The sequence below is a fragment of the Burkholderia sp. genome, assembly GCF_018375725.1.
GTDB lineage: Bacteria > Pseudomonadota > Gammaproteobacteria > Burkholderiales > Burkholderiaceae > Burkholderia.
Map to the genome: position 1 here is coordinate 1 of NZ_JAHACR010000187.1, position 8,267 is coordinate 8,267.

The 8,267-nt window shown below is 64.4% G+C and carries 7 protein-coding genes; 2 read left to right on the forward strand and 5 right to left on the reverse strand.

What is annotated here, in order from left to right; all coding sequences use genetic code 11:
• Together KH616_RS17370 and KH616_RS17375 are read left to right on the forward strand one after the other, a co-directional pair.
• A partial coding sequence (locus KH616_RS17370) for an MFS transporter (RefSeq protein ID WP_292248625.1) occupies positions 1 to 1,141 on the forward strand: 1,141 nt, incomplete at its 5' end.
• A gap of 48 nt (positions 1,142 to 1,189) precedes the next feature.
• A complete protein-coding gene (locus tag KH616_RS17375) occupies positions 1,190 to 1,972 on the forward strand; it encodes a substrate-binding domain-containing protein (RefSeq protein WP_292248627.1) in 783 nt (260 codons plus the stop codon).
• Between the two features lie 40 nt (positions 1,973 to 2,012).
• On the opposite strand, the gene dctA is transcribed toward KH616_RS17375, so the two are convergent.
• The 5 genes from dctA to KH616_RS17400 form a co-directional block, all read right to left on the reverse strand.
• Complete coding sequence (gene dctA, locus KH616_RS17380; RefSeq protein ID WP_292248629.1) at positions 2,013 to 3,320, reverse strand: C4-dicarboxylate transporter DctA; 1,308 nt, start codon at positions 3,318 to 3,320, stop codon at positions 2,013 to 2,015.
• Positions 3,317 to 4,285, reverse strand: coding sequence for a LysR family transcriptional regulator (locus KH616_RS17385; RefSeq protein WP_292248632.1), 969 nt, complete (start codon positions 4,283 to 4,285; stop codon positions 3,317 to 3,319). The genes dctA and KH616_RS17385 overlap by 4 nt, the downstream gene beginning before the upstream one ends.
• Before the next feature lie 295 nt (positions 4,286 to 4,580).
• Positions 4,581 to 5,624 carry a putative solute-binding protein gene (locus tag KH616_RS17390; RefSeq protein ID WP_292248635.1) on the reverse strand — a complete coding sequence of 348 codons (1,044 nt, stop codon included), beginning with the start codon at positions 5,622 to 5,624 and terminating at the stop codon, positions 4,581 to 4,583.
• Positions 5,625 to 5,705: 81 nt separating this feature from the next.
• Entirely contained in the window at positions 5,706 to 7,802 is a 2,097-nt protein-coding gene (locus tag KH616_RS17395; protein WP_292248638.1) for a TRAP transporter large permease subunit, read from the reverse strand.
• Between the two features lie 26 nt (positions 7,803 to 7,828).
• Positions 7,829 to 8,267, reverse strand: a 439-nt coding sequence (locus KH616_RS17400) for a hypothetical protein (protein WP_292248641.1), incomplete at its 5' end; no start/stop codon positions are given.

Sequence of the window (8,267 nt, forward strand, 5' to 3'; positions counted from 1 at the left end):
CGCCTCGTTGATGATGACCTTCGCCGTCTTCGGCGCCGGCTTTCTGATGCGGCCGCTGGGCGCGATAGTGCTTGGCGCCTACATCGACGACGTCGGCCGCCGCAAGGGCCTCATCGTCACGCTCTCCATCATGGCGAGCGGCACCATCCTGATCGCATTCGTACCGGGCTACGCCACAATCGGGCTTCTGGCACCCGCGCTCGTGCTGTTCGGACGGCTGCTGCAGGGCTTCTCGGCGGGCGCCGAGCTGGGCGGCGTGTCGGTGTATCTCGCCGAGATGGCCACGCCCGGCCGCAAGGGGTTCTTCACGAGCTGGCAGTCCGCGAGCCAGCAGGTAGCGATCGTCGTCGCGGCGGGCCTCGGCTTCGCGCTCAATCAATGGCTGAGCGCACCGGCCATCGCCGCGTGGGGATGGCGCGTACCGTTCTTCGTCGGCTGCATGATCGTGCCGTTCATCTTCATGCTGCGCCGCAATCTGGAGGAAACGCAGGAGTTCAAGGCGCGCCGGCACCGTCCGAGCATGAAGGAAGTGTTCGGCACGCTGGCCCAGAACTGGACCGTCGTTGCCGCCGGCATGATGCTGGTGGCGATGACCACCACGAGCTTCTACCTCATCACGGTCTACGCGCCAACCTTCGGCAAGACGGTCCTGCACCTCAGCACGGCCGACAGTCTGCTCGTGACGCTGTGTGTCGGCGTGTCGAACTTCGTATGGCTGCCGATCGGTGGTGCGCTTTCCGACAAGATTGGCCGCCGGCCGCTTCTCGTCGGCATGACGGTGCTCGCCATCGCGACCGCATACCCGGCACTGTCGCTGCTTGCTCACGCGCCGAGTTTCGTCAATATGCTGCTCGTCCTCCTTTGGCTCTCGTTCATGTACGGCATCTATAACGGCGCGATGGTCGTCGCGCTGACGGAAGTGATGCCGGTGCAGGTACGCGTCGCCGGCTTCTCGCTCGCCTACAGCCTCGCCACGGCTGTGTTCGGAGGCTTCACGCCCGCAATCTCGACGGCGCTCATTCATATGACCGGCGACAAAGCCGCACCCGGGTACTGGATGAGCTTCGCCGCGGCGTGCGCCCTTTTGGCGACGTTCGCGCTCTATCGTCGGCGCGCAGTGACGCTGACTCCGGCGCACTGATACGCATTCCCGTACCCATCGCCACCTCGCACAACCACAACCACAACCATGAGAAACCTCCTTCTGAAACTTTGCGCGACAGCGCTCGTCGCAACCTCGGCCGCTGCGGCGAACGTGCAAGCCGCCGACCTGCACATCATGAGCTCGGGCGGTTTCACCGCCGCGTACAAGGTGCTCGGCCCGAAGTTCGCGTCTCAGACGGGCAACACGCTCGACACCGCGCTCGGCCCGTCGATGGGCAAATCGCCCGAGGCGATCCCCAACAGGCTCGGGCGTGGGGAGCCCGCGGACGCCGTCATCATGGTCGGCTATGCACTTGACGAGCTGATCAAGCAAGGCAAGGTCATTCCCGGATCGCGGGTCGAGCTGGCCGATTCGCGCATCGGCATGGTGGTGCGCGAAGGTGCGGCGAAGCCCGACATAAGCTCGATCGAAGGGCTGAAACAGACCCTGCTGCAGGCGAAGTCGATCGCCTACTCCGACAGCGCGAGCGGCTTCTATATCGAGCGCGAATTGTTCGAGAAGCTCGGCATCGCGGATCAGGTCAGGTCGAAGGCGAAGATGATCCCGCGGATTCCAGTGGCGTCGGTGGTGGCGAACGGCGACTACGAAATCGGCTTTCAGCAGGTGAGCGAGCTGCTGCCCGTCCAGGGCGCGACCTTCGTCGGAAAGATTCCCGAGTCGCTGCAGTCCGTCACGCGCTTCGCCGCCGGCATTCCCGTCGGCGCGCAGCATCCGAAGGAAGCGAAGGCGCTCCTCGACTATCTCGCTTCACCCGGTGTACAAGCGGACGTGAAATCGACCGGGCTCGATTCCGTCTCCTCACATTGAGACGGAACCATCGGCAGGCCTGTCTCAGGCCGTCTTTCCGTCACCGCAGCGTGTCTGTCGAGGCATCGCCGGCGCCGCCCGCGCGGCCGGGCTCGGCCACCCTGAGCATCTGCGCGAGGCGCGCGCGATCGCACGCGCCTTCCCACATCGACACGAAGATCACCGCGCAGATGTTGCTGATCACGCTCGTCAGCGCGCGCGCCTCGGACATGAAGCGGTCGATGCCCACCAGAATCGCCACCCCGGCGACGGGCAGATCCGGAATCACCGTGAGCGTCGCGACGAGCGCGACCAGCCCGCTGCCTGACACGCCAGCCGCGCCCTTGGAAGTGAGCAACATGACGGCGAGCATCGTCGCGATCTGCGGCGCGGAAAGCGGCACATCGCACGCCTGCGCGATGAACAGCGAGGCGAGCGTCAGATAGATCGCGGTGCCGTCCAGATTGAACGAATAGCCCGCGGGCAGCACGAGCCCCACGACGCCCTTGTCACAACCGAGCGCCTCCAGCTTCGCGATCAGGCGCGGCAGTACCGGTTCCGTCGACGATGTCGCGAGGACGATGAGCAATTCCTCGCGCATGTAGCGCAAAAGACGCCAAAGCGCGAAACCGTGCAGACGTGCGAGCGGCGCGAGCACCAGCGCAACGAACAACAGGCATGCCACGTAGAAGGACGCCATCAGCATGCCGAGCGAACCGACCGAGCGGATGCCGAATCGGCCCACCGTAAAAGCCATCGCACCGAATGCTCCGAGCGGAGCGAGTCGCATGATCATCGCGAGGATGCGAAAGAGTATCTGGGCGACGCCGTCGATGAGCGCCAGCACGGGCCGGCCGGCCCGTGGAGACGCATTCAGTGAAAAACCGAAGAGCAGCGATAGCAGCAGCACCGGAAGCACCTCGCCCTTCCCGAAGGCGCCGAGCATGGTTTCCGGGATCATGCTCAGCCCGAACGCCACCATTCCGCTCGCCTGCGTGTGCTGCGTATATTGCGCGAGGATGCTCGAATCCAGATGATGCACGTCGATGTGCATGGCGTCGCCAGGCCGCAGCACGAGTGCGGCGACGAGTCCGAGCGCGAGCGCAACGGCCGTCAGGAGATAGAAGAGCGCCAGCGCCTGGATGATCGTGCGTCCGATGGCCTTACTGCTCGCAAGCGACGTGATGCCCGAGACGATCGTGCAGAAGACGATAGGTGCAATCATCATCCGCACGAGCCCGACGAACGCATCGCTGAGCGGCTTGAGGAGCGCGCCTGCTGGCGGCCAGAAGTGGCCGAGCGCCATTCCGAACACCATGGCCAGCAGGACCTGTACATAAAGCAAACGAAGCGGTCTTGCAAACCTCACAATGGCGTCTTCCTTCTTGTCTTCGCTGTCGCCGTCACATTATCGTCCGCGGCATCACTGCTTGCGACGCCGGCGCGCTTCGTTTCGATGATCGTTCGGTGAAACTCCTGTGCGGCGGGGGTAAGCGGCCGTCCGCGTCGTCTTACGATGCCCACGCGTCGTTTCACCACGGGGTCGACGAGCGGCACGCTCGTGAGAACCGGGTGGTCGTGTCCGGGCATGGCCATCGACGGCACCGCGGCGACACCGAGCCCGGCTTCGACCAACCCGAGCATGGTCGTGACGTGTCGTGTCTCGCAGACGCTCGGCGCACGTGGCGCCACGGCCGAGAGCGCCTGATCGAGCAACAGGCGGTTACCGGAAGTCTTGTCCACCGAGACGTACTCGTGCTCGTAAAGCTCGCTCCAGGTCACGCGCTTCTTGCGAGCGAGGGGATGGTCGCGGCGGCAGGCAGCAACGAACCGCTCCTGCAGCAGCACTTTGAACTCGATCTCGGACTCCTGACTGCCCATAAAGCTCACGCCGAAATCAGCCTCGCCGCTGATGACGGCACCCAGCACCTCGTTCGCGCTCGAATCGAGCAGCTTGACCCGGATGCGCGGAAAGCGGCGATGATAGCTCGCGATGACGTTCGGCAGAAAGTAGTACGCCACCGAAGGCACGCACGCGATGGTCACATGACCCAGGCGGCTCGACGAAACATCGCGGATGCCGAGCAGCGCGACGTCGAGATCATCGAGCAGTTGCTCGGCGCTCGGCGCAAACACGCGACCGACGGTCGTGAGCGTGACGCTGCGCGTCGTGCGCTCGAAAAGACGCACGCCGAGCGCTTCCTCGAGCTTGTCGATCCGACGACTCAGGGCTGGCTGGGAAATGCTCACCGCCTCGGCGGCCTTTCGGAAGCTTCCCAGCTCCACCACCGCGCGAAACGCCTGCAAGTCATTCAAGTCAAAGTTAACACCCACGGCCAGCCTCCACGTCTTAGATGGCGAGTATTTTGCATGATTCAGCCGAGCGCACCTCCACCCAAACGACGTTCGCCTCCGCGGCCCTTGATCGGTGCCACCGGCATGACGCGCGACGGACGGATTTTCAGCGCGTCCCGCCGCATAAACAAGAAGGGCCCGCCTCCCGGCGAGCCCATCGGACTACCCTGCTTGCGCGGCGATCAGCCGCAACGGCGGCGGCAAAAACGCCGTCGCGGAATGCTGAGTTGCAAGGGCTGCCGCAACCTATCCTCGCAGGCAGCCCGTCACCGAATCAGGCCGGCCCGCCCTCCGTCGCCTGGCTGCACTCCGCGTCGGACGGATTCGACTTGCAACGGATTTTCTTCAGCATGTGCTGCATGTCGTGGTCGTACCATTTCTCGTCCCACAGACCCTGACGCACCTTGACCAGCAGTTCGGCGTAGCTCTTCGTGCGCTCCGCATCGACGTGCGACCAGTAGTTGCCGGGCACCTCGCGGTCGGTCTTCTCGATGCGGCTGATCGCCGGATCCCACATGTTCTCCGCCACCCAGGTACGCGACTGCTGACCGAAATCGGGCCGGAATCGGCTCTTGTGGATATCGACCTGCAACGACAGCATGCCCAGCACGTAGTCGGCGATGCCGCCGTCGGTGCCCAGGCCCTTGTACAACTCGAGCGCCTTGTATGCAAACGACGGCGCGTAGGCATATTCGACGCTGCCGTTGTTGAACATCGGACCGAACGACGCGATGGTGGCCGGCACCGGCGCGGCACCCGCAACATTGGCGAATGTGGTGGCCTGCTTGTCGAACGCCAGCACCGCGACCTTCTTGCCGGCCGCCTTCTGCATGCTGGACAGGTTGTCCTTGTGACGCGCGAACAGGAACACCTTGCCGCCCGGCGCGACGGCCGCGACTTCGAAATCCCCTGACGTCATGTACTTGGCGGCCTTCGGGCTCGAGATCGCCATGATCGCGCTGCGCACCTGCGGATACGTCTGCAGGCCGCCGACCATGTCCAGGCTGCCGGCGAACTTCACGAACTGGATGTTGTGCACACCCGTGATCTCGACGGCGTCGCACTTGCCGCTCTTGAAATCGGAAACGGCGACGTCCTCGTCCGTGTACGGCTTCGGCTCGAACTTGACTCCCCAGTTCAGCGCCTGCGTGATGTAGTCCTGGAAGGACTGGTAAATGAAGCCGTTCGCGCCGATCGGATCGTAGATGCACAACGTCCGGCTGACCGTATCGGCAAACGCATGCGAGCTGCCGCACAGGGCTGCCGCGACGGCCGCCATTTTCAGCGTCTTTCCCCAGTTCCCGCTCCGACGATTCATGGTTTCCTCCCTCCCATTCGACTTTGGATTGAGGCAGAGAACCGCGGCTGCGGCGCCCTCGCCCGTTCGACAGCAAATCGTTTACGCAAACATCTTGTAGACCAGCGGGCCGAACGCATCGATCAGCAGGACCGTGCACATGACGACCAGCGGCATCAGCACGCGCTCGTGCCGGCGATAGAACGAGGTCTCGCGGGGTTCCGCCATCAGCGCCTCGAACTCGTGCTCGCCGATCGACTGCCGGGCGAGCAGGTGGTTGAGCGCCACCGGCGGCATCAGATAGCCGACTTCGAAGGCGACCAGCGTGATCATCCAGAAATGCACCGGCGAGATGCCGTTGCGGTAGGCGATGCCGGCGATGACGCTGCTGACGAGGATGATCGCGCCGTACGGATCGATGAGCATGCCGACGATGACCAGCGTCACGACGAGGATCGCGGTGGCGGCCCACACCGAGCCGAGATGCTGGGGAAACAGATCCATCACGCCCGAGCGCTCCACGGCGCCGCCGACCGACACGGCAAATGCCATCAGCAGCAACAGTGCGCCGATGGACACGGCCGACTGCAGCGTCGAGTCGCGCACGACCGGCCAGACGCGGCCGAACGTGGGCGCGCCGCGCTCCGGCTTCCGGACCGACCGGAAGAAGACGAGCACCCAGCGCTCGAACGCGATGATGCCAAGCAGAATGAACGGCAGCACCACGGGAATCGAGAACTCGTTGAACGGCGTCTGCAGGATCACGGTGAACAGAAACACCATGAAGATCGCGATCGCGGCATAGGGAATCAGCGGAACCAGCGCCCGCAGGCTCGGCCCGAGGGCCACGCGCGGCGACGCAATGGAGAGCGACGAGCGCCGCGTCGCGATCACGACGATCGCCAGAAGCACGGCCGACAGCATGAAGATCCTCGATCCCCATACGAAGATCTGATCAGTGGTCACTTCGCGGTTGAGTGCCGAAATGATCACGATCATGAGGCATGGGTTCAGCACCACGCCCATGCTTCCGGACATGGCGGCGGCGCCCATCGCGAGTTGCCGGCGGGCGCCGTTCTCACGCAACTCCTCATAGATCACGCCGCCGATCGCCAGCACGAAGATGCCCGATGCGCCGGTATAGGCCGTCGGCACCGCGGCAATCAGCACGACGGCGATGGTGATCAGTTCCGGGGCGAGCTTCCAGGGCCGCAGCACCTCGAAGATCAGCGACGTCAACCGGGTCTCCTTCAGGAGCACACCGGCCCAGATGTAGAGCGCCACATCCAGATACAGATCCGAAAACATCACCATGCGGCGAATCTGCACGATCGCGCCGGACAGGTAGTGCTCGCCGAATATGAACCACAGCAGCGTGAATATGCCGAGCACGACATAGAGCGGGATCGTCATCAGCGCGCGGCCGAGATGGCCGCCCGGCACGGCCGTCGCCGGCACCTTGACGCAATCGACCAGACACAGCACGGACAGCAGACCGAAACCGGCAATCCAGATCCAGTGCAACAGATTGGACACCGATGCGCCCGCACCTTGATCCAGCCGGCTCCATTCGATCGCCGACGCCAGCAGCCCAAGGTTGGCGACCGCCTGGGCGATCGCGCTGACCCGATAGTCCAGCGCCGTCGCGGGCAGTCTCAGGGCAATATGCTCGTGCCCGAGCTTGCCGGCGAACCCGCACAACAGGATCAGCAGCACGAGGACATACGGCTGGACGTCCTGCCCGGCGACGGTGAGCGCGCCAACCGCCAGTTCCAGCGTGCGATACGCCCGCAGGGCCAGCGACTGACTCGCCTGCCGGTTGTGCTCGTAGAGCCTGAACAGCTTCCGGCACTGGTCGCGCTGATCGACCAGCGATGCGCGGACGGCGCCGGGATCGACCGGCCCCGAATCGAACAGGCTATCCGCGTTCGACTTTCGGGACTGGGCAACCGCCTGCGCAACCTGAGCGTCGATGTTCGCATTCGCATCGCAGGCCGGCTTCGGCATCTCGACCCGGAGAAAGTTGTATCCCGGCCAGAATGTCTCGCCCAGATTGAGCAGGCGCGCATGGACGAACGAACTGGTGGCGAATGCCACCGCCGCCAGCAGAAGCAAGGCCGTGGGCAACGCAATCAGCCAGTTGCGCCACGCGTGCATGCCCGGCTTTGTGTGGGCCGCGAGAAAAATTTGAGTCTCCACCGAAATCTCCTCCGCGCCTGACCGTGTCATTTCAGCAGGCCGCTGATGTCGTCCGTCTTGTTGCCCGCCGCGTCTTTCGGGAACCGGCCCAGGCCTTCGTAGGGTGTCCGTGCGCCCGTGGCGCGCATCCAGATCTGATCCGAGTAGTACGTCGCCTCGACGCGGCCGATCTCGCCGAGCAGGGCATATTTCCTGGGAATCCGGTTTTGCCGGTCGATGGCGACGAACTGCCGGATCGCGTCCTGCTCCCTGACCACGTCGCCGCGACCGTAGGCCGCAATGGCTGCGAACGTGGCCGCGAGCGGCATGCCGGACGACTTGGCCACTTCGACCGCATGATCCATCACCGCCTGGGGATCCTTGCCTGCGGGCGCAGTCCCCGGAACGCTCGACCACGCGGCCGCACGAATCGCTTCCGGCATGCCCCACCATTTCGCGTTGTTCAGGCACTCCGACGATCTCGCC